Consider the following 26,172-nt stretch of genomic DNA (forward strand, 5'->3'; position numbering starts at 1 on the left):
GTTCGGGGGTATGGGGAAGGGCCGGGGTCCGCGTGATGCGGAACCCGGCCCTTCGACCGATCAGACCTCGAAGGTCAGGCGGGGACGACCTCGAACTTGAGGGTCGCCGCGACCTCGGGGTGCAGACGGACGGTCGCCTCGTAGGAGCCGAGCGTCTTGATGGCCTGCTTGACCTCGATCTTGCGCTTGTCGAGCTCCGGGCCACCGGCAGCCTTGACGGCAGCGGCGATGTCGCCGTTGCTGACGGCACCGAAGAGGCGACCGGACTGGCCGGACTTGGCCGGGACCTTGACCGAGGTGGCCTCGAGCTGGCCACGGACGCTCTTGGCCTGGTCGAGGTCCTTGATGGCGCGGACCTCGCGGCCCTTGGTCAGGGCGTCGACCTGCTTCTGGCCGCCCTTGGTCCACGGGGTCGCGAGACCGCGCGGGAGCAGGAAGTTACGGCCGTAGCCGTCCTTGACCTCGACGATGTCGCCGGCCTCACCGACGCCGGAGACCTCGTGCGTGAGAATGAGCTTCATGGTGTTCTCCTCGTTCCCGAACGGGCTCAGCGAGCCGAGCTCGAGTAGGGCAGCAGGGCCATCTCACGGGCGTTCTTGACGGCCGTGGCGATGAGGCGCTGCTCCTGGACGGACACACCGGTCACGCGACGCGCGCGGATCTTGCCGCGGTCGGAGATGAACTTGCGCAGGAGCGCAGTGTCCTTGTAGTCGATGTTCTCGACCTTCGCCGCCTTCAGCGGGTTGGCCTTCTTCTTGGGCTTGCGCACAACGGGCTTTGCCATCGTGGTGCTCTCCTTCTTGATGAGAGCCCGGGGTTTCGTGCCCCGGGATGGGATCTGAACTTCTGGGTATGCCGTCCGGCTGCGTCACCGGACGACGGTGCTGATCTGCTCGAGCTGATCCGCTCGAGCGGCTCGATCAGAAGGGGGGCTCGTCGTAGCTGGGGGCTGCGCCCCAACCACCGCCCTGCTGGCCGCCGGCCGGCTGGGCGCCACCGGTGGACTGTCCCCAGCCACCCTGGCCGCCGGCGCCTGCAGCCGGGGCCGTCTGGCCACCGGCGGAGCCGCCGGTCGCCCACGGGTCCTCCGCCTGGCCGCCGCCGCCGCCGCTCCAGCCGCCGCCCTGGTTGCCCTGGCCGCCGCCGAAGCCCCCACCGCCGCCGCCGCGCTGGGTCTTGTTGACCTTCGCGGTGGCACTGCGCAGGGACGGGCCGATCTCGTCGACGTCCATCTCCACGACGGTGCGCTTCTCGCCTTCCTTCGTCTCGTAGGAACGAGACTTCAGACGGCCGGACACGATCACGCGCATGCCCCGCTGGCACGACTCGGCGACGTTCTCCGCCGCGTCGCGCCACACCGAGCAGCGCATGAACAGCGTCTCGCCGTCCTTCCACTCATTGCTCTGGCGGTCGAACTGCCGCGGCGTCGAGGCCACGGTGAAGTTCGCGACCGCGGCACCGGACGGCGTGAAACGCAGCTCGGGGTCGGCGGTCAGGTTGCCGATGATCGTGATGACGGTGTCGCCTGCCATGGACCAGTCCTTCGTTGGGTGATCGAGCGGATCAGTAGCTTCGCGAAATCAGGCGCCGGGGCGCAGCAGCTTGGTGCGCATGATCGACTCGCTGAGGTTCAGCTGACGATCGAGCTCCTGGGCGGTGGCCGGCTCCGCCGTCATGGTGACGACGACGTAGATGCCCTCGGACTTCTTCTTGATGTCGTAGGCGAGACGGCGACGGCCCCAGATGTCGACGTTGTCGACGGTGCCGCCGTCGTTCTTCACGACGGTGAGGAACTTGTCCATCGTCTTGTCGACGGTGCGCTCTTCGGTCTCCGGGTCGAGGATGACCATGAGTTCGTACTGACGCATGCTTCTAACCCACCTCCTCTGGTCTCGGCGGTCACGAGTCTCTCTCGTGACAGGAGGGTTGCATTCGTCCCACCGCGAGCTCGGGGCCCGGCCTGTCTCCAGCCGGGTTCAGCCTCGCAGATCGCGCCGACATCGGTCGGGTTGATCCACAGGCCACCGGGCACACGGTGAACTGGGCAAGACTACCCGGCGAGACGGCATACGCCGAAATCGGAGCAGGACCGGCGACCGCAACGCTCAGGAGAAGCGGACGATCAGCCGGTCCTCGGCGCCGCTCATCGGCCCGGCGAGGTCGTCCAGCTCGGCGTCCCCCCGCCCCCTCCGCTCCCTGGCCCGCAGCCACACGACGGCCACCAGCCACAGCACGGCCACGACGCGGAGCATGGAGAAGAACGCGTACCAGGACGACGGCATACCTCGGTCGGGCACGGTCGTGGCGGCGATGGTCAGCCACACGGCGACGAAGTTGAGTGCCTCGGCCCCCGCCCAGATCAGGTGCTCGCGCCACTGCAGGGCGCACCACGCGATGAGCGGCAGCAGCCACAGCGAGCTCTGGACGGTGAACGACTTGCCGGTCACGAGCACGATGCCGACCATGACGAGCGACACCTCCGCAACGGTCGGGCGCCGCGCCGACGACAGCGCGAGCACGGCCCCCAGGACGAGGGCCACGAGCCAGCCGACCACGGCGAGCGCCGTCACCGCAGCCGCGGGCAGCGGGTGACCGGCGAGCTGGGGCAGCAGCCACGGCGATCCGTAGCCCGCCGACGCAGACGCCCATCCCTCGTAGGGCGACGCGGCGGCCCCGCGGTTGAGCAGCCACAGCGCCGAGAGCAGGGCGCCGAGGGTGAGCACGGTGTAGCCCACGAAGCGACCCATCTCGTGCAGCCGCCCGGAGCGCACGCACAGCAGCGCGATCGCGACGACGATGAGCACGGGGTAGGAGCGCGCCCCGATCGCGAGCCCGAGCAGCACGCCGGCGAGGGTGGGCCTGCGACGCGACCACGCCCACATGCCGGCGCTGGCGAGCACCACCCCCAGCAGGTCGGCCGAGACGAACGCCGCGAGAACGACGACCGGCGAGAGGGCGACGTGCGCTGCCGAGAAGGGCCGGGTCGCCGACGACGCGACGAGCCAGACGAGAACGAGCAGCAGCAGGGTCAACAGCACCGACCAGAGCGCGAAGTACCACGCGGCGCGCGTCTTGAGCGACCCGTCGCCGGGCACGAGGCTCGCGACGGCAGTGAGCGCCAGGCCGGTGAGCGGCGGCTGCCCGGTTGCCGGCGCCCCGGCACCACCCTGGAGGTATGCCGCGAGGCCGGCCTTGAGGTTGGCGTCGCGGTATGCGGTGGGCAAGTCGGCGTAGCAGGCGCTCCAGAACTGGGTGTCGCCGCTGAAGCCGGTGCGCAGGCAAGGTGCGCGCAGGAGGATCCCGAGCCCGGCCGTCACGGCAGTCAGGGCCGAGAGCAACGCGGCGGTCAGCAGCCACGGCAGCTCGCGGCTGACGGCATACCGCCCACGGGGGCCTCCGATGACCTCCGAGGCGGCCCGCACGACGGGGTCCTCGACCTTTCCGGTCACCGAGGGGTCACCGTGGCCCCTCAACCCGCACCCACGGCCACCGCGTCACCGGCGGGCTGTCTTGGTGGTCCGGCCCGGCAGCGGGACGGTGATCGTCGGCTGATCGGTCGTCGTGGTCGGGCTCGGCTTGCCCGTCCCCTTCGTCTTCGTCGGCTCCTGGGTCGTGGTGGTGGGCGCCTGCGTCGTGGTGGTCGTCTTCGGCGCCTCCGTCGTGGTCGCCGTCTGCGGCGCCTCGGTGGCGGTGGTCGTCTGCGGCGCCGGCGTGAACGTCGGCGTCGGGGTCGGGATCTTGTCGTCTCCGACACCCGTGCGGGCCGGGAAGTCCTGGACCTCCAGGTTGTCCGTGACGACCTTCATGAAGTCGAGCCAGATGTTGGCCGGGATGGTCGATCCGTCGTAGAGCGACGACTCCTCCGGGCTCAGCTCCTGGCTGCTCTTGCCGTCGGCCGTGGGCTTGTACATCCCGACCGAGACGGCGAGCTGCGGGATGAAGCCGGAGAACCACTTCGACCGGTTCTCCTCCGACGTGCCAGTCTTGCCGGCGACCGGACGGTCCAGCTCGCGGCCGATCTTGGTCGCGGTGCCACCCGGCTTGACCGTGTAGGTCATGGCGTCGGTGGTGTCGGCCGTGACGTCCTTGTCGAACGCGCGCTTGGTGTCGGGCTTAGCGTCGTAGCTGAAGTCGCCCGTCGACGACGTGATCTTCCTGACGAGGTACGGCTTGGAGCGGACGCCCTGCGCCGCGATGGTCGAGTAGGCCGAGGCCATGTCGATGACGTGGGGTGAGGCCGAGCCGAGGATGTTGGTGAGCTCGGTCCCGAGGCCGGGGGTGTTCGCCGGGATGCCGGCGTCGATGGCTGCCTGGCGGGTCAGCGGCGGGCCGATCGTCTTGTTGAGGTTGACGAAGGCGGTGTTGATCGAGCGGCCGATCATCCGGCGCATGTCGACCTTGCCGTACGAGGTGTCGTTGTAGTTGTTGATCTTCGCGCCGTCGATGGTCTGCGGGGTGTCGCCGTCGAACTTCGTCTTCGTCGAGATGCCGTCGCGAACCGCGGCAAGGACTCCGAACGGCTTGAAGTTGGAGCCGCCCTGCAGGATCGCCTGCGTCGAGGTGTTGTACTGGCTCTTCGAGTAGTCGGCTCCGCCGTACATCGCGACGACCGCGCCGTCGCCGGGCTTGATCGCGACGAGGCCGCCGGTCACCTTCTTCGGCAGGTTGTCCTTCATCGCGGCGACCGCGGCCGTCTGGGCCTTCTTGTCGATCGTCGTGACGATGCGCAGGCCGCCGTTGTCGATGTCGCGGTCGGTCAGGCCGGTCGAGAGCAGCTCGCGCTTGACCTGGGCGGTGATGTAGCCGTTCGGCCCGGAGGAGAACTTGTTGCCCTTGTAGTCCTGGATCCTGGGCAGCTTCGCGTACTTCGCCCGGTCGGCGGCGGTCAGCCAGCCCTCCTGGACCATGCCGTCGAGCACGTATGCGTAGCGCTTGGTCAGGTTGGCCTGGGCCTGGTCGCCGTTGGCGGGGTCGAAGAGCGTCGGGGCGTTGAGCACCGCCGCGAGCACGGCACCCTCGGGGACGGTGAGCTTCGAGACGTCCTTGTTGAAGTACGCCTTGGACGCGCTCTGGATGCCGTAGGCGCCGCGGCCGTAGTAGATCGTGTTGAGGTACTTCTCGAGGATCTCGGACTTCGACAGCTGCCCGTCGATCTTGATCGAGATGAGGATCTCCCGGGCCTTGCGCGAGATCGTGCGGTCCTGGGTGAGGAAGTAGTTCTTGACGTACTGCTGCGTGATGGTCGAGCCACCGACCTGGGCCTCACCGGTGACGCTGGTCTTGACGGCGCGCAGGATGCCACCGACCGAGATGCCGTTGTTCTGGTAGAACGTGCGGTCCTCGGCGGCGAGGTGGGCGTCCTGGACGAACTTCGGCACCTTCGTCAGCGGCACGGACTCACGGTTGCCGTCCTGGACGGCGATGCGGTCGAGCTCGGTCTTGCCGTCGCTGTAGTAGACGATCGAGACCTGCTTGTTGGCGAGCTGGTTGGGCTGCGGGATGGACGTCTGCTGGTAGGCAATGAAGACGCCGACGATGCCGAGCACGAACAGGACGGCCGCGGCGATCGAGCCCCACTTGAGCGTGCCGAGGACCCACTTCTTCCAGCCGGTGCGGCCCTCGCCGTCGTCGTCGCGCAGCCCGGTGTCCCGCGAGGCACCGGGGTTGCCATTGCCACTTCCCGCGCGTCGGGGCCGGCCCTTGGTGGCCGCCTGCTGGGCAGCGCGGATGTCGCGCCTGCTCTGCGTCACAACCTGCTCCATTCAGTGATCAGGCCCGAGAAACCGTCCCGGGCCGCCACTCAGTATGACCCGACCCGGGCCGCGGGGACGAAATGACGGGCCCGCCTCACACGCGCGGCACAAGGACCCCACAGACTGCCTCCATACCCGAGCTCTGCCGTGCAACCTTTCGCGGGGACCAGCGGGTCGTGCACAGTGTGACGACATTGACGGGCACCGACCTGGGAGCGAGCAGCTCCCCGGCCGGGCTGCCGACAGGGGGACGAGCCGTGGACCGGGAGTCCTTCGACGACTTCGTGGCGACGCGCTCTGCCCGACTGCTGCGAACGGCATACCTGATCACCCACGACCGCGCCCTCGCCGAGGACTCGTGCAGACGTCGCTGGCCAAGGCCTGGTTCGCGTGGGGCCGCATCGATGGCCAGCCCGACGCATACGTCCGCCGGGTCCTGGTCAACACCTACTCGAGCTGGTGGCGGCGACGCTGGAACGGCGAGCAGGCCACCGCCGAGGTGCCCGAGCGCCATGCGGGGGCCGAGCCCCACGGGGCCGAGAACGTACGCGTGGACGACCGCACCGACCTGTGGCGGGCTCTCGCTCGTCTGCCGAAGCGCCAGCGGGCCGTCGTCGTCCTCCGCTTCTACGAGGACCTGTCCGAGGCCGAGACCGCCGAGATCATGCAGTGCTCCGTCGGCACCGTGAAGAGTCAGGCGAGCCGCGCCCTCGCCAAGCTCCGCATCGACCCCACCCTGAGCCCGACCTCCGACGAGGAGCGTGTCCGATGAACCTCACCGACCTGCGCGGCGAGCTGACCACGCACGCCGACGACCTCGGCCCCGCTCCCGACCTCCGGACCGGGGTGGCGCATCGCATCCGCACCATCAGGCGCCGCCGGGCAGTGACAGCCGGCTCCGTCGCGACCCTCGCCGTCATCGCATTCGCCGTCGGCGTCGCGACTTCGCTCGCTCAACCGGCCCGGGTGACCGCGGCGGGCTCGCCGTCTGCCAGCGCGGCCCCGATGATCGGCGCCGACGGTATGCCGTTCCGCACGGTCCCCGACGCCCCCGGTGACATCGTCAAGAACGGGCTACGCCTGCGGGCGCGGGTCGCCGACGACACCCTTGCCGCAGGTTTCATCGGCGACCGTGGCCAAGGACAGTTCTCGCTCGTCTGGGAGCCCACCACGACGCACGTCTCCTTCGGCGCCGAGTGCTACCTGCCTGGCCTGAGCGACGCGGAGGCAGCGAGGTACCTCGTCAGCGTGGGTCTGGAGGGCACCAAGGCCTTCTTCGGCAACCAGTGCACGGGGCGCCCCCCGGTCGAGCGCGACCTACCGCCCGGCGGCGCCATCCCGGGTGAGCCCGGACAGGGGTGGACGGAGCTGACCGTGGGCCAGGCCACCCGAGTCCGGGTCCAGCTCCTCGACGCGAAGACGAGCAAGCCGGCCTCCGTCGACGGCGCGCAGCTGACCGGCGCGGTCTACGAGCTGGGCCCGCTGACCGAGGTCCGGGATGGGGCGCAGCACGTCGTCGGCGTCGTCCCCGACGCCCGCGAGCACGCGGGCCACACCTGCCGGCTGCTCGGGCTCACGGCCGGACCCGTCTCCGACCTCGCGCGACGCAAGGTGCAGGTGGAGGCGCCGCCGAGTGGCCCGTACCTCGTGACCTACGGCACCGTCGGCACGGGCGACGGGCCCACGACCCCGGCCTTCTACACGCTGGGCGGTGTGACCGGCGAGGCCACGCAGGTCCAAGAGGGTGGGAGCGAGACGCTGCCGCAGCCGGAGGGTCGAGGGCAGGAGCTCTCGGTCCGTCTCGCCGATGGGTCCCCCGACACGGCGGGCACCGCCTACATCGCCACCTACGCCCTGAAGAACTGACCGGTCCAAGCGGCCGGAACCCATGTCTCGCGGCGCGATGTATCGCAGCGATATATCTCGGTGTACCGTGAAGGTGTGCCGAAGCCCGATCGTCCCCAGAGCCGCCGCGCCGCGCTGCTCGAGTTCGCGGTGCTCGGCCTGCTGCACGACGGGCCCCTGCACGGCTACGAGCTGCGCAAGCGCCTCACCACCGCGCTCGGCATCTTCCGGGCGTTGTCCTACGGCTCGCTCTACCCGGCGCTGCGCCAGCTCGTCGACTCCGGCTGGATCCACGAGACGACCGAGGCCGCGACCGGCGGCGGCAAGCGACCCCGGATCACCTACGAGCTGACGGCCGACGGCAAGGAGCACTTCCAGGACCTCGTCGCCGCGAGCGGCCCGGACGCCTGGGACGACGACGACTTCGACGTCCGCTTCGCCTTCTTCTCCCGCACCGAGGCGCAGGTCCGCCTGCGCATCCTCGAGGGCCGGCGCTCCCGCCTCGAGGAGCGTCTCGCCAACATCCGCGACGCCTCGCAGGCCCGGCGCGAGCGGATGGACAGCTACACCCTCGCACTGCAGCAGCACGGCGAGGAGCGCGCCGAGCGCGAGGTCCGCTGGCTCGAGGAGCTCATCGTCGCCGAACGGCGCGCGGCTCTCGACCCGGGCCCCGCGGCATACGACAACCCCGCAGACGTTCCCCCCACCCAGAGCACGACCACCAACAACAAGGAGTGATCCATGGGATCCGTACGCGTCGCCATCGTCGGCGTCGGCAACTGCGCGAGCTCGCTCGTGCAGGGCGTCGAGTACTACAAGGACGCCGACCCGACCGCCGGTGTCCCCGGCCTCATGCACGTCGAGTTCGGCGAGTACCACGTCGGTGACGTCGAGTTCGTCGCCGCGTTCGACGTCGACGACAAGAAGGTCGGCAAGGACCTGTCCGAGGCCATCAACGCCTCGGAGAACAACACGATCAAGATCGCCGACGTCCCCACCACGGGCGTCGAGGTCCAGCGCGGCCACACGCTCGACGGCCTCGGCAAGTACTACAAGCTGACGATCGACGAGTCCCCGGCCGAGCCGGTCGACGTCGTCCAGGTCCTCAAGGACCGCCAGGTCGACGTGCTCGTCTCCTACCTCCCGGTGGGCTCCGAGCAGGCCGACAAGTTCTACGCCCAGTGCGCCATCGACGCGAAGGTCGCCTTCGTCAACGCCCTGCCGGTCTTCATCGCCTCCGACCCCGAGTGGGCGGCGAAGTTCGAGGCCGCCGGCGTACCGATCATCGGTGACGACATCAAGAGCCAGGTCGGCGCGACGATCACCCACCGCGTCATGGCCAAGCTGTTCGAGGACCGCGGCGTCGCGCTGGACCGCACCTACCAGCTCAACGTCGGCGGCAACATGGACTTCAAGAACATGCTCGAGCGCGAGCGCCTCGAGTCCAAGAAGGTCTCCAAGACGCAGGCCGTCACCTCCAACCTCACGGGCTCGCTCGCCGGCCTGGTCGACAGCAAGAACGTCCACATCGGCCCGTCCGACTACGTCGCGTGGCTCGACGACCGCAAGTGGGCGTACGTCCGCCTCGAGGGTCGCGCCTTCGGTGACGTGCCGCTGAACCTCGAGTACAAGCTCGAGGTGTGGGACTCCCCCAACTCGGCCGGCATCATCATCGACGCCATCCGCGCGGCGAAGATCGCCAAGGACCGCGGCATCGGCGGCGCCCTGCTGTCCGCCTCGTCCTACCTGATGAAGTCCCCGCCGGAGCAGCGCCCCGACGACCTCGGCCGCGCCAAGCTCGAGGCGTTCATCGCGGGCACCGAGGAGCGCTGACCTCTCGACCCCCTCCCAGCCTGTTCGGCTCTTCGCGTTGCTGGCGGGTGCACCTGCGGTGCTTCCGAGGCCGCGACTTCCCCTGTCGGGAGGTCGCGGCCTCGTGCTGTGGCCGGTCTCGGTGAGTGGCGGTTGGCCGGTCGAGGGGAAGATGGAGCCATGGGCGTGGACGTGACGGTGGTGTACTTCGACGGGTGCCCGAGCTGGCGGACGGCCGTGGAGCGTGTCGGGACGGCCTGCGCGCGCGCCGGAGTGCCGGCTCAGGTGAGCACCCGGGCCGTGACGTCGGACGCGGACGCAGGCCGGCTCGGGTTCATCGGCTCTCCGACCATCCTGCTGGACGGGGCCGACCCGTTCGCGCAGCCCGGTGCGAGCCCGGCCTTGGCCTGTCGGCTGTACACCACCCCGGAGGGCTTGGCCGGCTCACCCACGGTTGACCAGCTCGTCGAGGCGCTGACCCGGCAGACGCGTTGACCTAGGCTCTGGTCACCGGTCCGGTCCGGGGCGAGGATGGGCCCATGGCCGCCATTGCCCAAGAGCACGGGCAGGTGCAGCGCCCGAGCTGCTGGTGCTGCGGGAACACGTTCGACGAGAAGGACCTGACACGGCTCGGGTCCCACCCGGAGGCCGGCGTGTGCGCCGGGTGCGCCTTGTGGCTGTCCCGCCGCGCCAGATCCGCCGCTGAGGCAGGACGACGCACCCCGGTTGCCCAGCTGCGCCGCGCAGTGGCTGCCACGCGAGGTCAGGTCGGGCGCGCGGGGCTGCAGGACTGGCCGGTCCTTGGCCCACTGCTGCGACGTCTGAACCGGCACCTGCCCTGACCTCGCCACCACGCCGGCGCACGGGTCCAGCCGGGACGGGGCACCAGGCTCTCGCTCAGACCCGAGCCATCGGCCGGTCGCCGCACCTGCACCAGACCGGCGCTACTTGAGGGCGCTGCCCGTCGTGGTGCCGGTGTCGGGCTCCATGAGGCAGATGACCATGCGGTCATCCGGGGTGACCGGCGCCTGGGGGTAGATGAACGAGGGGTCCTGCTCGTTCATGGCCTTGTCCGTGACGAGGGGGTCAGCCTTGTCGGTGCAACCCTTCCGGGCCGCTCGCACGACCGCAGGCTCACCGGCATAGGTCCCGTCGGGCAGCTCGAACGTGATGACCACCTGGCTCTCGTGCGGCGCCGAGCAGGGAACGACCGTGACCACGTCCACGTTGTCCCCTCGGCCGCCTGAAAAGCAGTCGCCCGCCTTGAGGTCGTCGACGACGGCCTGCCTCTGGCCCGTCACCGTCCCGGACGCATCGCGCTCGGGCTCGGGCTCGGGCCCTGCCGTGACCCGCGCGCCGATGAGGAGCACGACTGCGGCCGCCCAGGCGAGAGAGCCGAGGGCACCAAGAACGATGCCCGTGATCGCCATCCCCCGACCGCGCTGGAAGCCGCTGCGAAGCTGCTGCAGGGCGATGACGCCCAGCACGACGGCGACCCACCCCGGCGAGGGGGAAGAAGGCGCCCAGGCCGCAGCACAGGGACGCGATCGCCAGCCCGTTGGCACCGGCAGGTCCTGCAGGCGGGAACGCCGGACCCGAGAGCGCCGGCTGACCCGGCCGGCCCTGCTGACCCGGCGGGACGGCATACGGCGGCGGGAGGGGAGGCGGCGCCTGACCGACGTGGGGCACGGGGACCGTGTCGGTGGATGGCGGGGCCTGCGGGGCCCCGCTCGGCGGCGGCATCTCGGCGGTAGCGCCGTGGATCATGACAGGTCGGCGGTCTCCTCGGAAGCCAACGGGATGCCCGCCACGAGATCGTGACAGACCGGCACGATCGACCCAGCCTGAGCGGGGACGAGCCGTCTGCGGTCAGCCCGCTGACGGCATACGCGAGGAGGACTCCGACTCCGCCGCGGCGTCGCCGCCGTCCTGCGACCCGGAGCGGTGCTTGCGCACCTGCCAGACGACGAGCGCTGCCACCGCGATCAGGGCGACCACCACAGCGGCGCCGCGGCCGAGCCACGCCTCGACCCGGGCATACGACTGGCCGGCCAGATAGCCGGCGGTGACGACGACACCGCCCCAAGCGATCCCGCCTGCGGCGTTCCACGCGAGGAACGTCGGGTAGTGCATCTTGGACATCCCCGCGAGCGCCGGCATGACCGCACGCAGGAACGCCGTCCAGCGCCCGAGGAAGACGGCCGAGCCGCCGCGCCGACCGAGGAAGTCCTTCGCGCGGTCGATGCGATCCCGGTGCCGGTCGAACGCCCGCAGCTGCACGACCCGCCCACCGAGGTGGCGTCCGACCTCGAAGCCGACCGTGTCACCGACGATCGCGGCGACGACCACGACGACGATGACGGCCGCGAGCGGGACGTGGCCCAGGGACGCGGCGACGCCACCGAGGATGGCGACCGTCTCACCGGGCACGATGAAGCCGACGAAGATCGCGTCCTCGACGAAGACCACGCTGCCGACGACGAGCAGCACCAGCCAGAGGGGCGCGTGGAGCACCTGGTTGGTGATGGTGTCGAGCAAGGCACTCACGCGGGCTCCTCGGGTCGACGGTGCATTCGGCGGTTGCACCCTGATCGACCAGTGTCCGCAGCGTGGCTGTGCGTCCGCTGGGAACGCGTCACGACATTTGGACACCCATAACGCCGCGCACGGGTGATGGCCACAATGGGCCGCAGACCCGGGCGTGACCGGCGCCCCGCCGCGAGAGGACGAGCCATGGCAACACCGCGACTGGGCGAGACCGCCCCCGACTTCGAGGCCACGACGACCGAGGGGCCGATCCGCTTCCACGAGTGGAAGGCCGGCAGCTGGGCCGTGCTCTTCAGCCACCCCGCCGACTTCACGCCCGTGTGCACCACGGAGCTCGGCCGCGTCGCCGCCCTCGAGGACGAGTGGGCCAGTCGCGATGTCAGGGTCCTCGCCGTCTCGGTCGACCCCATCGAGCAGCACCGGGGCTGGAAGGGTGACATCGAGGAGGTCAGCGGCACCACCGTCGCCTACCCGATCATCGCCGACGACACGCGCCAGGTCTCCGAGCTCTACGACATGATCCACCCCGGCGAGGGCGACACCTCGGGGGTTCGGTCGGTCTTCGTCATCGACCCGGCGAACAAGGTCCGGCTGTCGCTGACCTACCCCAAGAGCGTGGGCCGCAACTTCGACGAGATCCTGCGGGCCGTCGACGCCCTGCAGCTGACCGACCGCGGCCCCTTCTCGACGCCCGCCGACTGGCGCCAGGGCCAGAAGGTCATCATCGCCCCGACCGTCTCGACCGCCGACGCCCGGGAGCGCTTCGGCGACGACGCGGTCGACGAGGTCAAGCCCTACCTGCGCTTCACCGACGCGCCGGCCTGAGGATGGGCGCGAGCGCGGGTGCGGGGACCCGCAGGACCGTCAGGCGCCGAGCAGGCGGCGCAGCTCGGTGAGGAAGGCGTCGACGTCGGCCTCGGTGGTGTCCCAGGAGCACATCCAGCGGACCTCGCCGGTGGCCGGGTCCCAGTCGTAGAAGCGGAAGCGCTCTCGCAGGGCGTTCGCAACGTCCGGGTCCAGCACCGCGAACACGGCATTCGCCTGCACGGGACGCTGGATGGTCACGCCCTCGAGCGGCTCGACGCCGGCGGCGAGCCGGACGGCCATGGCGTTCGCGTGCGTGGCGGATCGCAGCCACAGGTCGCTGCCGTAGAGGGCGATCAGCTGGGCCGAGACGAAGCGCATCTTCGAGGCGAGCTGCATCGAGAGCTTGCGCACGTGCACGAGGCCGAGGGACGGGTCGGCGGCGAGCTGCGGGTCGACCACCACCACGGCCTCGGCGGCCAGGGCGCCGTTCTTCGTCCCGCCGAGGCTGACGACGTCGACGCCGGCCTCGCTCGTGAACGCCGCGAGCGACGTGCCGAGGGTGGCGGCGGCGTTGGAGATGCGGGCTCCGTCGAGGTGCACCCGCATACCCAGCGAGTGGGCGTGCTCGGCGATCGCGCGGACCTCGTCAGGCGTGTAGCAGGTGCCCAGCTCGGTGGTCTGGGTGATCGACACGACGAGCGGCTGCGCCCGGTGCTCGTCGCCGAAGCCCCAGGCCTGCCGGTCGACGAGGTCGGGGGTCAGCTTGCCGTCGGGGGTCGGGACGGTGAGCAGCTTGATGGCGCCCATCCGCTCCGGCGCGCCGCCCTCGTCGGTGTTGATGTGGGCGGTCTCGGCGCACACGACGGCGCCCCAGCGCGGCAGCAGCGCCTGCAGCGCGACGACGTTGGCGCCGGTCCCGTTGAAGACCGGCCAGGTGACGGCGCCGGCGCCGAGGTGCCCGGCGACGACCTCCTGCAGTCGCGCGGTGTAGGCGTCCTCGCCGTACGCGATCTCGTGGCCGCCGTTGGCATCGGCCATCGCGGCGAGCACCTCGGGGTGCAGCCCGGCGTAGTTGTCCGACGCGAAGCCGCGCCGGTCGCGGTCGTGCAGGGTCGTCACGGTGTCCTCACTGGGGTGGTGCGTGGCGGACGGTCCGGGCAGTGCCGGCCGCACCAGCGGTAGGGATCAGGCGGGGTGGGCGTCCGGCCGGTCCCACAGGGTGACCCGCGTGCCGTTGAGCGCCTCGGCGTCGGCGTCGAGCAGCCCGGTGAGCCAGTCGGCGACCTCCGCCGGGCTCGTGGCGGTGCGCCCGGACCCGATCCACTTCACCACACCGGTCACCGCGGCCGAACCGGGGGTGTCCTCGGCAGACCCGAAGGACTGGGCGAGCGCCGCGAGCCAGGTCTCGGCCGCGGCCTTGGCGCTGGCGTATGCCGCGTTGCCGGCCGAGGGCGCGGCAGCAGCGGCCGCGCTGACGATCGCCACGCGGCCTCGGCCCGAGCGGAGGAGGTCGTCGTGCAGGGCGAGCGTCGTGTGGCGCAGCGTGTCGACGAGGTTGCCCGAGAGCCAGCGCCAGTCGTCGTCGGTCGAGTCGGTGAAGCGGTCACCGCCTCGCCATCCGCCGACGAGGTGGAAGAGGGCGTCGACACCGCCATGGGCGGCCACGACGTCGCCGGCGAGGGCGCGCACGGCGTCGCCGTCGAGCAGGTCGCAGATCCGGGTGTCGAGATTGTCGCCCGGCGCGTCCGCCGCGCCCGTCAGCTCGGCGCGCAGCGCGTCGAGCGAGGCTGCGTCCCGGCCCACGGCCACGACGGTCTCGCCCCGGGCGAGCAAGGCCGCACAGGTGGCCCGGCCCGTGGCGCCCGTCGCGCCGGTGACGACGACGACGCGCGGACGCGTGGCGGCCGCCGTCACTCGCTGGTCCCGGTGATGCCGGCCGTCGACTCGATGACGCCCTTCATCTTCTTGGACAGGGCTTCGTAGAACATCGACAGCGGGAACTCGTCGGGCAGCACCGCGTCGGTCAAGCCCTTCGGCGGCCCGTCGAGCGGCAGCGCGCCGAGGTCACCCCCGCGGTGACGCGCCCACGCCGACATCGGGTGCGGTGTCAGTACCGAGGCGACGAGGTCGTAGGCCGCGAGCCAGTGGGCGACCTTGGGTCGGTCGATGGAGCGCCAGTAGAGGTCCTCCACGGCCCGGCCGAGCTCGAGCACCGGCTCGGCCACGTCGGTCCAGTCGATGGAGAGCCGGTTGTCGGTCCAGTGCAGCACGCCCTTCTGGTGCAGCCAGGCGAAGAGCAGCTGCCCGCCGAGCCCGTCGTAGTTGCGGGTGCGGTCACCGGTGATCGCGAAGCGGAAGATGCGGTCGAAGAGGACGGCATACTGCACGAACCGGGCGTACGGGTGGCCCTCACCCTCGAGCTTGACCGCCTCGCGGAAGGCGGTCAGGTCGCAGCGCAGCTCCTCGAGCGAGTAGAGGAAGTAGGGCATCCGCTGCTTGATCATGAACGGGTCGAAGGGCAGGTCGCCGTGCATGTGGGTGCGGTCGTGGATCAGGTCCCACATGACGAACGCGCGCTCGGCGAGCTGCTGGTCGGCGAGGAGGCGGGCGGCATCCGGCGGCAGGGACAGCCGGGTGACGCCGGCCGCCTCGGTCACGACTCGACGGAAGCGGGCGGCCTCGCGGTCGGCGAAGATGCCGCCCCAGGTGAAGGCCGGGATCTCGCGCATCGCGACGGTCTCGGGGAAGAGCACCGCGGAGTTGGTGTCGTAGCCCGCGGTGAAGTCGAGGAAGCGGATCGGCAGGAAGAGCTTGTTGGAGTAGTCGCCGCCCTCGAGCTCGGCGACGAAGTCGGGCCAGATGACCTCGAGCAGGACGGCCTCGACCTGGCGGTTCGGGTTGCCGTTCTGGGTGTACATCGGGAAGAGGACGAGGTGGAGCAGACCGTCGGTGCGGTGCTGCGCCGGCGCGAAGGCGACGAGCGAGTCGTAGAAGTCGGGCACCGGGAAGCCTCCGTCGGCCCAACGCGCGAAATCCTTGACGAGCGCCTCGAGGTAGTCGGCGTCGTGCGGCAGGTGCGGCGCGAGGGCGTGGACGCCCGCGACGACCCGGCCGACGTGGGTGGCTGCCGCCGCGTGGTCGGCCGGCTCGGGGACGGAGCCGTCGGCGGCCTGCAGGGCCCGCAGGTCGGTGACCGCAGCCTTGAGAGCGAGCCAGGCGGGCGAGGTGACCAGCGGGTGGGTCGTCGTGGCGGCGTGACGCACGGGGCGCGTGGCGACGAAGGAGACGGCGTTGTGGACGAGCTCGGCGAGGGCCTGCTCCCCGCGCGGGGCGGCGGGGTCCGCGGCAACGGCGAGCACGACCGCACGGACGGAGTCGGTGGTGCTCGTGGCGGCGACCGGAACGCCCCCGGCGGCCAGCAGCGGCGTCGCCGGCGACTCGACGGTGAGCGCCCCAGTGGGCCTGAGCGTGCCGAGGTCGACGCGGGCGAGCAGGTCCTCGCCGACCTCGGTGTCCCGCTCCACGCGTACGCCCTCGGCCAGGGCGCCGGTGGGCGCGTCCACGTCCACCAGCGCGGCCACACCGGCGACACCGGCGTCGACGGACTCTTCGCCCGCCAGCACGACGAGGCCGCGTCCCTGCTCGACGACGAGGACGTCGGCCGAGGCGGCCGGCGCCGCGATGCAGCCGCGCTGCGCCAGCGCGTCGGCCAAGCCGGGCCGGTCGGCGACGACAGCAACGAGGGGGAACAGGCTCACGGAGGCCTCCAATCACAGAAACTTCGGGTTAAGGGTTCTACTGATGAAGAATCTACGGGAACGGGCTCAGGTGACGCCAATTCGTAGCGCTTGGGGGTGAGCCAACGCACATCGTCCCGGTGCCGAGATGCGAGAAGGGTGGTCGCTCCTCCCCTGAGGAAGCGACCACCCTTCGGCCGGGATGCCGCCGAGCGGGAGCTCAGCGCACGACCGGGATCACGCGGACGACGTCTGCTTCTGCGTCTCGGCGTTGGTCTTGCACTTCTTACCCATGGCGTCGAGCTTGTCGCCGGCGGCCGAGACGACCTGGCGCTGGCCGTGCCAGTCGCTCTGGAACTGCTCGGCGTCGGTGCCGCCCCAGTTGTGCTTGATCGCCCCGACGGCGCTGTTGACGGCCTCGACGATGCCGTCGAGCTCGCCCTTGTAGCCGACCAGCTTGTCGCCGGACGCGGACACCGCGTCGGCGTTCATGCCCTTCTTGTACACAGCCATGTCAGTTCCCCTTCAGAAGTCAGCGTTGGTGGTTCGGGTGCGAGAGGCGGTCAGTACTGCGAGGAGGTGCTGCGCTGCTGCTGCACCTCGTGGTCGATGGTGGACTTCATCTCCGTGAGCAGCTTCTGCGCCTTCTGCAGCTCGGGACGGTGCGTGCCGGTCCACTCCTGCTCGAACTGCCTGGAGTCGTCGCCCTGCCAGTTCTGCTTCAGCGACTCGACCTCCTGGTCGACCTTCGTGATGAGCTTCTGGATGGCCTCCGCCTGCTGCTGCAGGACGTTGCCCTGGGCGTTGACCTCATCGTCGTTCATTCCGAGCCAAGCCATGACCTTCTCCTTTGCCTGTGTTCCCCCGACCGATTCGGGAAGCTCTCTTCCGGACCACCCGTGTGCAGGCCCGTGCGTGTCAACTCCTCGACGTCCGTCACCCTTCGGGCAGTTCCTCCCGAGAGGCGGCTTTCCTCGACATGCAGAAACCTAGGTGCGCTCCCGCACGGTGTCGATGGGGAGCACTCCCCACCGTCCGGACCACGCGCCGCCCTCGCAACACACCGAAGAGGTCACAACTCACCGGCATCCGACCCCGGTGTGTTGTGACGTACTCGGTGTGTTGCGGTGGGCAGGGTCATGGGAGCGCCACCTGGAGCAGCTCGAAACGTCCCTTCTCGACGAGGAACCCGCGGCCCGGGGGCAGCTCGGCCCGGTTGAGGGCCGGCAGGTTGGCCTTGAAGACCGAGAGGCCCTCGTTGCCGTCGGGGTGCAGGGCCAGGCCGGAGCGCGACGTCTTGAGCAGCGCCTGGAGGCCGAAGTTGCTGCTGAAGAAGGCCGCCTCGCCCTCCGCGACGACGAGCTGGTCGTTGTCGACGCACGCCTTGGCCAGGGTGGTCAGCGCGTTCTCGGCGCCCGACGGGGCGAGGTCGTCGACGCGCTCGACGAAGACCGCGATCGGCCTCGTGACGCGGCCCTCCTCGATCTCGGCAGCGAGCCGGGTCGCGAGCGCCGACGTGGGCCCGGCGCCGACCGCGGTCTCGGCCCAGATGCCGAGATCGAGCAGCTCCGAGGACCGCCGGGGTGTCATCAGGTAGAGCGCGGAGGTCGAGCTGAACCGGCAGAGCGCCGCCGCGGTGGTGGCGACCGCGGTCGTGCGCCCAGAGCCGGAGGGACCGGTGATGACGAACGTCCCCTTCGGGTTGAAACCGTGCGGCTCGAGCGACGAGGACGCGACGCCGACGACGGGACGCCCGCCGAGCTCCGACGGCAGCTGCCCGAGCGGGATGACCTCGGCGAGGCTCTCGATCGGCGGCGCCTGGCCGACGCCGGCCCGGCGTGTGGCGTCGGCGAAGGCGGCGATGGCCGCAGCCTGGACCGTCACGTCGGACGAGCCCCCGAGTACCGCGACCTGCACCTCCGAGCCGGACATCAGCCCGCGCCCGGGCGGCGAGGCCATCGTGAGCACGTCCGAGGGGACGCCGAACACCGAGTAGTCGTCGGTGTTGCTCATGCGCAGGATGATCCGTCCCTGCACGGCGGCGGCGAGATTGGTCGGCAGACCCGTGCGCTGGTCGGAGGCGATGATGAAGTGGACGCCGACGGGTCGCCCGTCCGCAGCCAGACCCGCGAGCAGGTCGAGCCACTGGAAGCGGCCGCCGACCTCGTACGCCTGGCGGAAGGCGGTCATGCCGTCGATGAGCACGATGACGCGCGGCTCGTCCGGCCTCGCGGCGAGGCGGCGGTAGTCGGTGATCGTCGCCGCGCTGACGGCCGAGTAGCGCGAGGCCCGCTCGTCGATGGTGGCGCGCAGCATCCGCAGCAGCCGGGTGACGCGCTCGTGGTCGCCGCCGGGCACGATGGAGCCGACATGGGGCAGGGCTTCGAGCATCGCCAGCCCGCGGTTGCCGAAGTCGAGCCCGTAGACGTGGCACGGGCCGCCGCGCACGGTGTAGCCAGCAGCGACCGCCATCGACCGCAGGAACACGGACTTGCCGGAGCCCGACGTGCCGTAGACGGCGATGTTGCCCTCCTTGTCGGGGCGGAAGGCGATCTCGGGCTGGGCCTGCTTGTCGGGGTCGTCGGCGACACCGAAGACGAGCTCGTCGTCGCGCCGCGGGGTGGGCAGCGTCGCGAGGTCGTAGACGGGGCGCAGGTCCGGCAGCCACGGCTTGCGCGGCTTGGGCAGCTCGGCGACGCGCGCCGCCCGGCCGAGCGTGCCGACGAGCCGCTGGATGTCGGTCGGCCCGAGGTCCTCGGCGTCGTCGGAGCCCTCGGCACGCGGCGGCTCCCACTCGACCCCCTTGCCGAAGGTGAGCGTCTCGACCTTCATGTCGGGCCGGGGCGGGACATCGGAGGTCCAGCCACCGGCATACCCCGTCTGGAAGGGGACGAGCCGTCCCGGGCCGGTCTTGGAGACGGCACGGCCGGGCAGCGCCGGGTCGAAGAACGCGGCCTCCTTGGAGCCGAGCACGTCGTCGGAGTCGTTCTCGTCGGCCATCCGCAGCGCCATGCGCAGGTTGGTGTTGGCGCGCAGGTTGTCCTTGATGACGCCGGCCGGGCGCTGGGTGGCGAGGATGAGGTGCAGGCCGAGCGAGCGCCCGCGCTGGGCGACGTTGACGACGCCGTCGACGAACTCCGGCACCTCCTGCACGAGGGCGGCGAACTCGTCGACGACGATGATGAGCGACGGCGGCGCGTCCACCTCACCGCGACGCTCGAGCTCGACGAGGTCCTTGGCCTTGTGCCGCGCCAGCAGGTGCTCGCGGTAGTGCAGCTCGGCAGCGAGCGAGGCCAGCGCGCGGCGCACGAGGTGCGGCGAGAGGTCGGTGACGAGACCCACGGTGTGCGGCAGCTTGACGCAGTCGCGGAAGGCGGAGCCGCCCTTGTAGTCCACGAGCAGGAAGGTGACCCGCTGCGGCGAGTGCGCCGCGGCCATCCCGAGGATCCACGCCTGCAGCAGCTCGGACTTGCCGGCACCGGTGGTGCCACCGACGAGGGCGTGCGGCCCGTCGCTGCGGATGTCGACCGAGAACGTGCCCTGGCTGGACTGCCCCACGATCGCCCGGAGGTTGCCGGGCCGGCGCGGGAGCACGGCGGGGGCGTAGGGGCCGGTGAGGATCGAGCGGGACTCCGACCACTTCTCGATGACGGCCTCCTCGGAGCTGGCGAGGTCGGTGCCGGCGAGCGTGAGGAGCGAGACGGCCCGAGGCAGGTCGCTGGCGTCGTCCACCGGAACGCCCGCGTCGACCACCGGGGAGAGCTGCCGCGCGCAGGCCATCACCTCGTCGACACCGATGTGGTCGACGGCGACCGGCTGCACCTGCTGGCCCTCGTGGACGAAGCCGGCGAGCGAGCTCTGGTCGTCGGAGACGACGAGGAAGGTGTGGCACGCGGCCGGGAGCAGCTGCTGGGTCTCGGCGATCCAGAGCACGATGACGCCGCGTCGGTGACCGCGCTCGGCGATGGCGACCAGCCGGCTGCGGTCGATCGGGGCGTCGCTCTCGACGAGGACGAGCACGCTCGGACGCCCGGCGGCGACGGCCTCCCGCTCGGCGGGTGCACCCTTGGCCTCGATGATGTCCTCGAGCGCGTCGGCGAGCGCCGAGCAGGCGGGCGAGCTCGCGGCGAGGTGGTCGGCGTCGACCGGGCTGTGCGGCGAGGTGGTGTGCGGGAGCCACTTGAGGAAGTCCCAGTCACGGGCCGAGCTGCCGGAGGCGAACGCGCAGACCGCCAGCTCCGCCGGCGAGTGCAGTGCGGCCGCCTGCAGCACGACCGACCGGGCTGCGCCGAGGGCGTTCGCGCGCGCGCCGGCGACGCCGATGGCGCCGTCGGCCAGCGGTGCGGCCACGACCGGGACGTCGTGGACGACCTCGAGGCCGTGCAGCTCCTCGGAGACGGCGAGCCACGCCTCGGCCTTGGACCGGCCGACCGCCGGCATCTTGATCGCGGAGCGCGACGGACGGGTGCCCAGGCCCAGGCGCAGCTCGCCGAAGCCGTTGCCGTCGCGGCGGCGTGTCCAGAGCAGGGCGCTCCGGTCCCGGACGGCGGTGAGGCAGTCGGTGCCGCTCGGGTGCTCGCCCCGGCGGGTGTGGCCCTCGAGCTCGAGGGAGCCGCGGATCCGCTGCGCGAGCAGGTCGAGGTCCTCGCGGAAGTCCTCCATGGCCTGCTTGAAGTCCTTCTTCTGCTGGCGGCGTCCCTCGTAGTAGGTGCCCGCCATCATCACCGGCATCATCAGCATGAAGATGATGGAGTACGGGCTCTTCGTGACCGCGAAGAGCACCGCGCCCATGAGCAACGGCACGACCATCGCGACGATCGGCATCGGGTTGGTCTTGCCGCGGTCGGGCAGGTCGGGGACCTGGAACTCCTGACCGGAGAAGAACGGCGCCACCCGCGGCGAGCGGGAGAAGGCCACCGTGCCGGCGTCGCCCGAGAGCACGCCGCTGCCGGGACGGCTGACCACGCCGTCACCCTGCAGGTGCACCTCGAGCTCGGTGTCGCCGAGGCGCACGACGTCGCCGCTCTTGAGGTGGGCCCGGGTGACCTGCTGGCCGCCGGCCGTGATCCCGTTGGCCGAGCCCAGGTCGACGACCTCGACGACCTCCGAGATGACGAGCTTGGCATGCTGCCGTGAGACGGACTCGTCGCTCAGCTGCACCTCGCAGCCGCGCCCGCGGCCGACGTATGCCGTGCCGCGCGGGAGGGCGACCTCGCGTCCGGCGTCGGGTCCGGACCGGATGTGGGCGACGGCTGCGGGACGCCCCCTGTCGACGAAGCCCTCGCCCGCGCGCGTCACCATGACCCGCATCCCGGACTGCAGGCCGCTCTCCGCGACGGTCGAGCGCGGGTCGAGGCCGCGCATCTCCTGGTCGACCAGGGCGAGCGTCATCGAGGCGTCGACGCCCAGCACGCGGGAGCGGTTCGGGTCGGAGGCCGCCAGGTGCGCCGCGAGGTCACCGACGGTGGTGGCCGAGTCGGTGGTTGCGACGAGGTCGGTCTCACGGTCTCCCGACCGGAGGACGAACTTGAGCTTCACGCGTCACCCTTCTTGCGGGCCGGGCCGCTGCTCGCGCCACGGCGGTTGCCCCGGCGTCCCTCGTTCGGTGCGGTGGTGCCGATGCCGGCCTTGGTGGCCTTTCCCCGGCGGGGCTGCTGCGGGCCGTGCTGGTGGCGCGAGGTGCGTGCGCCGGCCGGACCCAGCCCCGCCCCTGAGGGCAGGTGGTCGCGGAAGGTCCGCAGCGACACGTCGCCGCGGAGCTTCTGCCAGTAGCTCTGCCGGCTGCGGATGCGGCGACGCGCCGTCTCGACGTCTGCCCAGAAGGCCTCGACCTGCTCTGGCGTGGGCTCGGCGACGTCGAAGACGTGGCCGTCGGCCGCACTCGCGAGCGGCACGAGGGCCAGGTCACCTCGAGTGGGCCCTTCGCCCCCGTTCTCCGGGAGGGGCTCCGTGTTGACACCCGGGGCGAGGTGCCCACTCGACTGCCCACTCGACGGGGTGGGGGCGCCCATGAGGGCGCCGTCGACGACGGGGCTCGGCTTCTCGGGCACCGGGCCGAAGACATGCTCCTCGAGGGCGCGAGCCTGCTCGAGGCGAGTCCCCTTGACCGGCAAGGGCATCCGCAGGTCTCGGGCCGTGTCGACGACCTCGCGCCAACCGCCGCTGATCCGGCTCGCCGTCTGGCCCGTCGTGCGACGGCGCCGGCGGCGCAGCCACTTCGCGAGTCGGATCCCTCCGTAGACGGCGACCAGGACCGCCAGCGGCACGAGTCCGTAGAAGATGAGCCAGCGCAGCCAGTCCGGCCAGTTGTCCGGGTTGAGGGGGTTGTCGTCCTTCGGCGGGTTGCGCAGCTGGGTCGCGTTCTGGGCCTGGTCCGGACCCTGCAGGACGCTCGGCGGGTTGTTCGCAGCAGGCGGGGGCACCTGGGCGCCGGTCTTCTTCTCCTCCGACTTGCGGATCAGCTGCTGCGGCTTCTTGTTGCGCTCCGGCACGAACTGCGTGGCAAGGATCGGCATCCACGAGTCGTCGGCGAGCTTGACCTCGACCCACGCCCGGACGTCCTTGCCCTTGACGACGCCGCCGGCTTCGGGGATCGCGCCCAGCACGACACGTGCCGGGACACCGAGCCGGTTGGCGACGAGCGCGTAGGCGGCGGCGTACTGCTCGTCGTTGCCGGCCAGCTGCGTCGACTTCATGAACTGGCTCATCCGCAGCAGGCTGTGGCCCGGCAGGAAGACGTTCTGGTAGTCGCCGGGCGCACCGCCGTCGGTGTAGGCACCGTCCTGGAGAGCCTTCGCGACGGCCGCGACCTTCTCCCACTGGCCGTCGACCCGGTCGGTCCAGGGCGTCACCTTGTCGTCGAGGAACGTCAGCGCCGAGGCGTCGACGGTCGAGCCGTCGGCGACGTCGACCGTCTTCGGGAGGTCCTTCGGCGGCGTCTGCACGTAGGCGGTGACGGTGTACTGGTCACCGGGGGTGAGCTTCTCGGGCATGACCCCCGTGTTGGTGTCGATGTTGAAGCGCAGGTCATCCGAGAGCTGGTCGCGACGGCCACCGCCGAAGTCGAGGCCGGTGACCGTGCCGAACGTCGGCAGCCACACGTCGCTGTAGCCGCCGGCGGGCACCGCCACCGTGGCCGTGACCTCGTGGCCCGGGCCCTCGGCCGCGATGTGGGTGCCGACCTTGCGGAAGCTCGTGCCCCCGGCGTCAGGCCCGTCGCCGAGGTTGGCGACGTTGCCGGCACCCCAGACGAACCCGTCGTAGGAGTCGAGCGCAGCGAACCGCAGCGGGACGTTCGCCGGCAGGCCCCTGATGGTGAGCAGCGTCTTGTCGAAGAGCTTCGCGCCGTTCGGCTCGGTGTACTGCCGGAAGCCGGCGAGCGGTGATGCGTACTGGCTGACGTCGTACGGCGGCACGAGCGAGGAGCGGAACACCGTGCGGGTGTGGTCGGCACCCGGCAGCATCGGCCCGAAGAGGAACCCGCCGACCGTGGCGACCGCGAGCAGCCCCGCCGTGGTCACGGCGCGCGTCGTGCGTCCGGCGCCGTTCTGCAGTGCCGGGCGGTTGCGGTTGCTGCGCAGGGCGGTCCATCCGATGGCGACGAGCGCGAACACTGCGCCCTGCACGAGGACGGCCGCCGGCGTCTGGGTGCCGAGGACGATGGAGGCGACGAGGAGCGCGACCGGGGAGACGAGGGCGAGGACGGCCCCGGGCCAGCGGCGGGCGACGCCGTACGTCAGCGCGGCGCCGGCGAGGCCGAAGAGGAACGGCAGCGCCATGTACGGGCCCTCGGAGTCGACCGGCGGCAGTGCCGTCAGCAGCTCCTTCCATCCCGGCACCGCGATGTGCACGAGGGTGGAGAACGTCGACCCCGAGGGGAGGAAGCCGGCGATGAGGTCCTCCCGCACGGCGATGGGGCCGGCGAGGAGCAGGTAGGCCACCGCGGCGCCGAGCAGCGTCAGGACGCCGAAGGCGCGGAACGCGGCACCGACGTGGCTGACGAGCAGGCCGACGAGCAGACCGGCGAGGCCGACACACAACCAGCCGAGGCCGAAGAAGGTCGTGCGGAAGCCGACGAGGGCGATGCCGACGAGGGCCACCGTGAAACCGGCGTCGACGAGCTGCGGCACAGTCGGCCGCAGCTTCGCGAGCTGGGCGCCAACGCGCTCACGCGCGCTCGGTGGGCGCACCAGGGCGCTCGGCGGCGGGGCGGGGATTGCGGACTGGCTCATCGGGCGACTCCGGTGAACAGGAGGGGACGGAGGTCCTCGAGCGCGCCCAGCGTAAGGATCGTGAGGCCACCGCCCCGACGGATGCCGTGGTCGGCCCGGGGGTCGACGACGACGATGACGCGAGTCACCTCGGGCGGGAACTGGCCCGCAGCGCGCTGCAGCTCGATGAACGGGCGGTGCGGGCCGGTGACGATGAAGACGGTCGAGGTGTCGGGCGCGAGGTCGGTGGCATCGAGGCTCGCCGCGAACAGGTCGCTCGGCCCGGGGTCGACGCGCGCCATGGCGTCGAGCCCGACCTGCGGCACCGTCTTGGTCACCTTCTGGGTGCCGCAGACCATGGTGCAGTCCTGCTCGTCGAGCATGACGCGGACCATGATCGAGGACCCGACCGAGATCGCCGTCTCGACGTCGGCCTGGGTGGCCGTCGGGGCGTTGGCGGCCAGGACGTCGCGCTCCACGTCGCGATCCGTCCGTCCCGTCCTGCCGTGACCCGAGCGGTACTGCTCGGGGTCGGGGTCGACGATGACCGTCACGTGCGAGCGCCGCGTGTCGAGGAACTGGCGCACGAGGAGGCGTCCGGCCTTGGCCGAGCTGCGCCAGTGGATGTAGCGGCGGTCGTCGCCCGGCTGGTACTCGCGCAGGGCGTGGAAGGCGAGGTCGCTCATCGAGACGTCCTCGGTGGTGCTGCCCTCGAGGTCGCGCAGCAGACCGGCGCCGAGCGACTCGAGCGCGACCGTGCGCGGATGGACGAACAGCTCGGTGCGCTCGGTCCACGTCAGGGTGCGGCGCATGAGGCCCAGCGGGTCACCCTGCACGGTCGTCGCCGGACCGACCTGGATGACGCCGCGGCGGGAGGTCGGGACGACGAAGAGCTCCTCGTGGGCCTTGCCCGGGGTCAGCGCCGGCAGGACGAAGCGGGCCGCCGACAGGCCGACGGGCAGCTCCACGAGGATCGGCAGCATCGGGGTGCGGGCCTCGTTGGTGACGAGGATCCGACCGGTCGCGGGCTCCCCGACCACGACCCGGCGGGGGTCGACCTCGGCGAGGATGCGGACCTTGGTGCGGCCGAGCGCGAGGGCGAAGCAGACGAGGAAGAGCACGAGCGCGGCCGCAGCCACCATGAGCAGCTCGGTCCAGCCCCAGTGGGCACCGACGACCCAGCAGACGACACCGAGCGCGAGGATCGTCCAGCCGAGCGGTGACACCCATCGCAGGATGCCGGCAACCGGGCGCCAGACACCCTCGGTCTGGCCGGCCACCTGCTCGATCGAGCGGGTGAGCGGCGCGGTGATCTGCCGGATGCCGCGGGTGGTCGTCCCCGCTGCCGCCGCACCGGCACCGGCCGACGCTCCCCTGCGTGACGGCATACGGAAGCGGCCGCCCGGACGCGACGGCGCGGCCCCCTGGTCCTGCTGGGTCATGCGGTCCCCTTGCTTGCTT

23 protein-coding genes are annotated in these 26,172 nt (G+C 71.3%); 7 read left to right on the top strand and 16 right to left on the bottom strand.

The window, feature by feature from the left end; all coding sequences use genetic code 11:
* Window positions 1–74 precede the first annotated feature (74 nt).
* The 6 genes from rplI to AC3WRT_RS17995 form a co-directional block, all read right to left on the bottom strand.
* Window positions 75–521: a 50S ribosomal protein L9 gene (rplI, locus tag AC3WRT_RS17970; protein ID WP_492724329.1), complete on the bottom strand. Its 447-nt coding sequence runs from the start codon at window positions 519–521 to the stop codon at window positions 75–77.
* A 26-nt stretch (window positions 522–547) separates the two neighbouring features.
* Complete coding sequence (rpsR, locus tag AC3WRT_RS17975; RefSeq protein ID WP_013494395.1) at window positions 548–784, bottom strand: 30S ribosomal protein S18; 237 nt, start codon at window positions 782–784, stop codon at window positions 548–550.
* A gap of 136 nt (window positions 785–920) precedes the next feature.
* Window positions 921–1,532: a single-stranded DNA-binding protein gene (locus AC3WRT_RS17980; RefSeq protein WP_492724333.1), complete on the bottom strand. Its 612-nt coding sequence runs from the start codon at window positions 1,530–1,532 to the stop codon at window positions 921–923.
* Window positions 1,533–1,580: 48 nt separating this feature from the next.
* On the bottom strand, window positions 1,581–1,868 hold the full coding sequence (rpsF, locus tag AC3WRT_RS17985) for a 30S ribosomal protein S6 (RefSeq protein WP_030197748.1): 288 nt from the start codon (window positions 1,866–1,868) through the stop codon (window positions 1,581–1,583).
* A gap of 237 nt (window positions 1,869–2,105) precedes the next feature.
* Window positions 2,106–3,449 carry a glycosyltransferase 87 family protein gene (locus AC3WRT_RS17990; RefSeq protein ID WP_492724335.1) on the bottom strand — a complete coding sequence of 448 codons (1,344 nt, stop codon included), beginning with the start codon at window positions 3,447–3,449 and terminating at the stop codon, window positions 2,106–2,108.
* Window positions 3,450–3,494: 45 nt separating this feature from the next.
* Window positions 3,495–5,750, bottom strand: coding sequence for a transglycosylase domain-containing protein (locus AC3WRT_RS17995; protein ID WP_492724337.1), 2,256 nt, complete (start codon window positions 5,748–5,750; stop codon window positions 3,495–3,497).
* Between the two features lie 361 nt (window positions 5,751–6,111).
* Between AC3WRT_RS17995 and AC3WRT_RS18000 the strand changes: the two genes are divergently transcribed.
* The 6 genes from AC3WRT_RS18000 to AC3WRT_RS18025 all read left to right on the top strand — a co-directional run bounded on the left by AC3WRT_RS18000 (window position 6,112) and on the right by AC3WRT_RS18025 (window position 10,252).
* Window positions 6,112–6,525: a SigE family RNA polymerase sigma factor gene (locus AC3WRT_RS18000; protein WP_492724338.1), complete on the top strand. Its 414-nt coding sequence runs from the start codon at window positions 6,112–6,114 to the stop codon at window positions 6,523–6,525.
* Window positions 6,522–7,619 (top strand): hypothetical protein, encoded by a 1,098-nt coding sequence (locus tag AC3WRT_RS18005; protein ID WP_492724340.1) that lies wholly within the window; start codon window positions 6,522–6,524, stop codon window positions 7,617–7,619. The genes AC3WRT_RS18000 and AC3WRT_RS18005 overlap by 4 nt, the downstream gene beginning before the upstream one ends.
* 75 nt (window positions 7,620–7,694) lie before the next feature.
* Window positions 7,695–8,336 (top strand): PadR family transcriptional regulator, encoded by a 642-nt coding sequence (locus AC3WRT_RS18010; RefSeq protein WP_492724342.1) that lies wholly within the window; start codon window positions 7,695–7,697, stop codon window positions 8,334–8,336.
* 3 nt (window positions 8,337–8,339) lie between these two features.
* Complete coding sequence (locus tag AC3WRT_RS18015; protein WP_492724344.1) at window positions 8,340–9,431, top strand: inositol-3-phosphate synthase; 1,092 nt, start codon at window positions 8,340–8,342, stop codon at window positions 9,429–9,431.
* A 159-nt stretch (window positions 9,432–9,590) separates the two neighbouring features.
* A complete protein-coding gene (locus tag AC3WRT_RS18020) occupies window positions 9,591–9,905 on the top strand; it encodes a DF family (seleno)protein (protein ID WP_492724346.1) in 315 nt (104 codons plus the stop codon).
* 44 nt (window positions 9,906–9,949) lie between these two features.
* Entirely contained in the window at window positions 9,950–10,252 is a 303-nt protein-coding gene (locus tag AC3WRT_RS18025) for a hypothetical protein (RefSeq protein WP_492724348.1), read from the top strand.
* Window positions 10,253–10,354: 102 nt separating this feature from the next.
* On the opposite strand, the gene AC3WRT_RS18030 is transcribed toward AC3WRT_RS18025, so the two are convergent.
* Window positions 10,355–11,056: a DUF4190 domain-containing protein gene (locus AC3WRT_RS18030; protein WP_492724350.1), complete on the bottom strand. Its 702-nt coding sequence runs from the start codon at window positions 11,054–11,056 to the stop codon at window positions 10,355–10,357.
* A gap of 223 nt (window positions 11,057–11,279) precedes the next feature.
* The gene (locus AC3WRT_RS18035; RefSeq protein ID WP_492724351.1) at window positions 11,280–11,957 is read right to left on the bottom strand and encodes a DedA family protein; all 678 of its coding nucleotides are present in this window, start codon (window positions 11,955–11,957) and stop codon (window positions 11,280–11,282) included.
* 186 nt (window positions 11,958–12,143) lie between these two features.
* Here AC3WRT_RS18035 and AC3WRT_RS18040 point away from each other — a divergent pair, with 186 nt between their 5' ends.
* Complete coding sequence (locus tag AC3WRT_RS18040) at window positions 12,144–12,782, top strand: peroxiredoxin (RefSeq protein WP_492724353.1); 639 nt, start codon at window positions 12,144–12,146, stop codon at window positions 12,780–12,782.
* Window positions 12,783–12,821: 39 nt separating this feature from the next.
* On the opposite strand, the gene AC3WRT_RS18045 is transcribed toward AC3WRT_RS18040, so the two are convergent.
* From AC3WRT_RS18045 to AC3WRT_RS18080, 8 genes are all read right to left on the bottom strand, one after another.
* Window positions 12,822–13,883, bottom strand: a complete 1,062-nt coding sequence (locus AC3WRT_RS18045) for a threonine aldolase family protein (protein ID WP_492724355.1) — start codon at window positions 13,881–13,883, stop codon at window positions 12,822–12,824.
* A gap of 66 nt (window positions 13,884–13,949) precedes the next feature.
* Window positions 13,950–14,678: an SDR family NAD(P)-dependent oxidoreductase gene (locus tag AC3WRT_RS18050; RefSeq protein ID WP_492724357.1), complete on the bottom strand. Its 729-nt coding sequence runs from the start codon at window positions 14,676–14,678 to the stop codon at window positions 13,950–13,952.
* The gene (locus AC3WRT_RS18055; protein WP_492724379.1) at window positions 14,675–16,027 is read right to left on the bottom strand and encodes a DUF6421 family protein; all 1,353 of its coding nucleotides are present in this window, start codon (window positions 16,025–16,027) and stop codon (window positions 14,675–14,677) included. The genes AC3WRT_RS18050 and AC3WRT_RS18055 overlap by 4 nt, the downstream gene beginning before the upstream one ends.
* A gap of 711 nt (window positions 16,028–16,738) precedes the next feature.
* Complete coding sequence (locus tag AC3WRT_RS18060) at window positions 16,739–17,014, bottom strand: WXG100 family type VII secretion target (protein ID WP_492724359.1); 276 nt, start codon at window positions 17,012–17,014, stop codon at window positions 16,739–16,741.
* A 50-nt stretch (window positions 17,015–17,064) separates the two neighbouring features.
* Window positions 17,065–17,340 carry a WXG100 family type VII secretion target gene (locus tag AC3WRT_RS18065; RefSeq protein WP_492724361.1) on the bottom strand — a complete coding sequence of 92 codons (276 nt, stop codon included), beginning with the start codon at window positions 17,338–17,340 and terminating at the stop codon, window positions 17,065–17,067.
* Between the two features lie 298 nt (window positions 17,341–17,638).
* On the bottom strand, window positions 17,639–22,039 hold the full coding sequence (locus AC3WRT_RS18070; protein ID WP_492724363.1) for a type VII secretion EssC family protein: 4,401 nt from the start codon (window positions 22,037–22,039) through the stop codon (window positions 17,639–17,641).
* Complete coding sequence (locus AC3WRT_RS18075; protein WP_492724365.1) at window positions 22,036–24,732, bottom strand: transglutaminase domain-containing protein; 2,697 nt, start codon at window positions 24,730–24,732, stop codon at window positions 22,036–22,038. Before AC3WRT_RS18075 ends, AC3WRT_RS18070 begins: the two co-directional genes overlap by 4 nt.
* Entirely contained in the window at window positions 24,729–26,153 is a 1,425-nt protein-coding gene (locus AC3WRT_RS18080) for a DUF58 domain-containing protein (protein WP_492724367.1), read from the bottom strand. Before AC3WRT_RS18080 ends, AC3WRT_RS18075 begins: the two co-directional genes overlap by 4 nt.
* Between the last annotated feature and the right edge of the window lie 19 nt (window positions 26,154–26,172).

This window comes from Terrabacter sp. FW104-15G4B (genome assembly GCF_058790095.1).

Bases quoted from the DNA above. Each gene is read 5' to 3' on its own strand.
- AC3WRT_RS17980 (WP_492724333.1), bottom strand. From the start codon at position 1,532: ATGGCAGGCGACACCGTCATCACGATCATCGGCAACCTGACCGCCGAC.
- rpsR (WP_013494395.1), bottom strand. From the start codon at position 784: ATGGCAAAGCCCGTTGTGCGCAAGCCCAAGAAGAAGGCCAACCCGCTG.
- AC3WRT_RS18025 (WP_492724348.1), top strand. From the start codon at position 9,950: ATGGCCGCCATTGCCCAAGAGCACGGGCAGGTGCAGCGCCCGAGCTGC.
- rpsF (WP_030197748.1), bottom strand. From the start codon at position 1,868: ATGCGTCAGTACGAACTCATGGTCATCCTCGACCCGGAGACCGAAGAG.
- AC3WRT_RS18015 (WP_492724344.1), top strand. From the start codon at position 8,340: ATGGGATCCGTACGCGTCGCCATCGTCGGCGTCGGCAACTGCGCGAGC.
- AC3WRT_RS18060 (WP_492724359.1), bottom strand. From the start codon at position 17,014: ATGGCTGTGTACAAGAAGGGCATGAACGCCGACGCGGTGTCCGCGTCC.
- AC3WRT_RS18080 (WP_492724367.1), bottom strand. From the start codon at position 26,153: ATGACCCAGCAGGACCAGGGGGCCGCGCCGTCGCGTCCGGGCGGCCGC.
- AC3WRT_RS18040 (WP_492724353.1), top strand. From the start codon at position 12,144: ATGGCAACACCGCGACTGGGCGAGACCGCCCCCGACTTCGAGGCCACG.
- rplI (WP_492724329.1), bottom strand. From the start codon at position 521: ATGAAGCTCATTCTCACGCACGAGGTCTCCGGCGTCGGTGAGGCCGGC.
- AC3WRT_RS18030 (WP_492724350.1), bottom strand. From the start codon at position 11,056: ATGCCGTCCCGCCGGGTCAGCAGGGCCGGCCGGGTCAGCCGGCGCTCT.
- AC3WRT_RS18005 (WP_492724340.1), top strand. From the start codon at position 6,522: ATGAACCTCACCGACCTGCGCGGCGAGCTGACCACGCACGCCGACGAC.
- AC3WRT_RS18020 (WP_492724346.1), top strand. From the start codon at position 9,591: ATGGGCGTGGACGTGACGGTGGTGTACTTCGACGGGTGCCCGAGCTGG.
- AC3WRT_RS18065 (WP_492724361.1), bottom strand. From the start codon at position 17,340: ATGGCTTGGCTCGGAATGAACGACGATGAGGTCAACGCCCAGGGCAAC.
- AC3WRT_RS18075 (WP_492724365.1), bottom strand. From the start codon at position 24,732: ATGAGCCAGTCCGCAATCCCCGCCCCGCCGCCGAGCGCCCTGGTGCGC.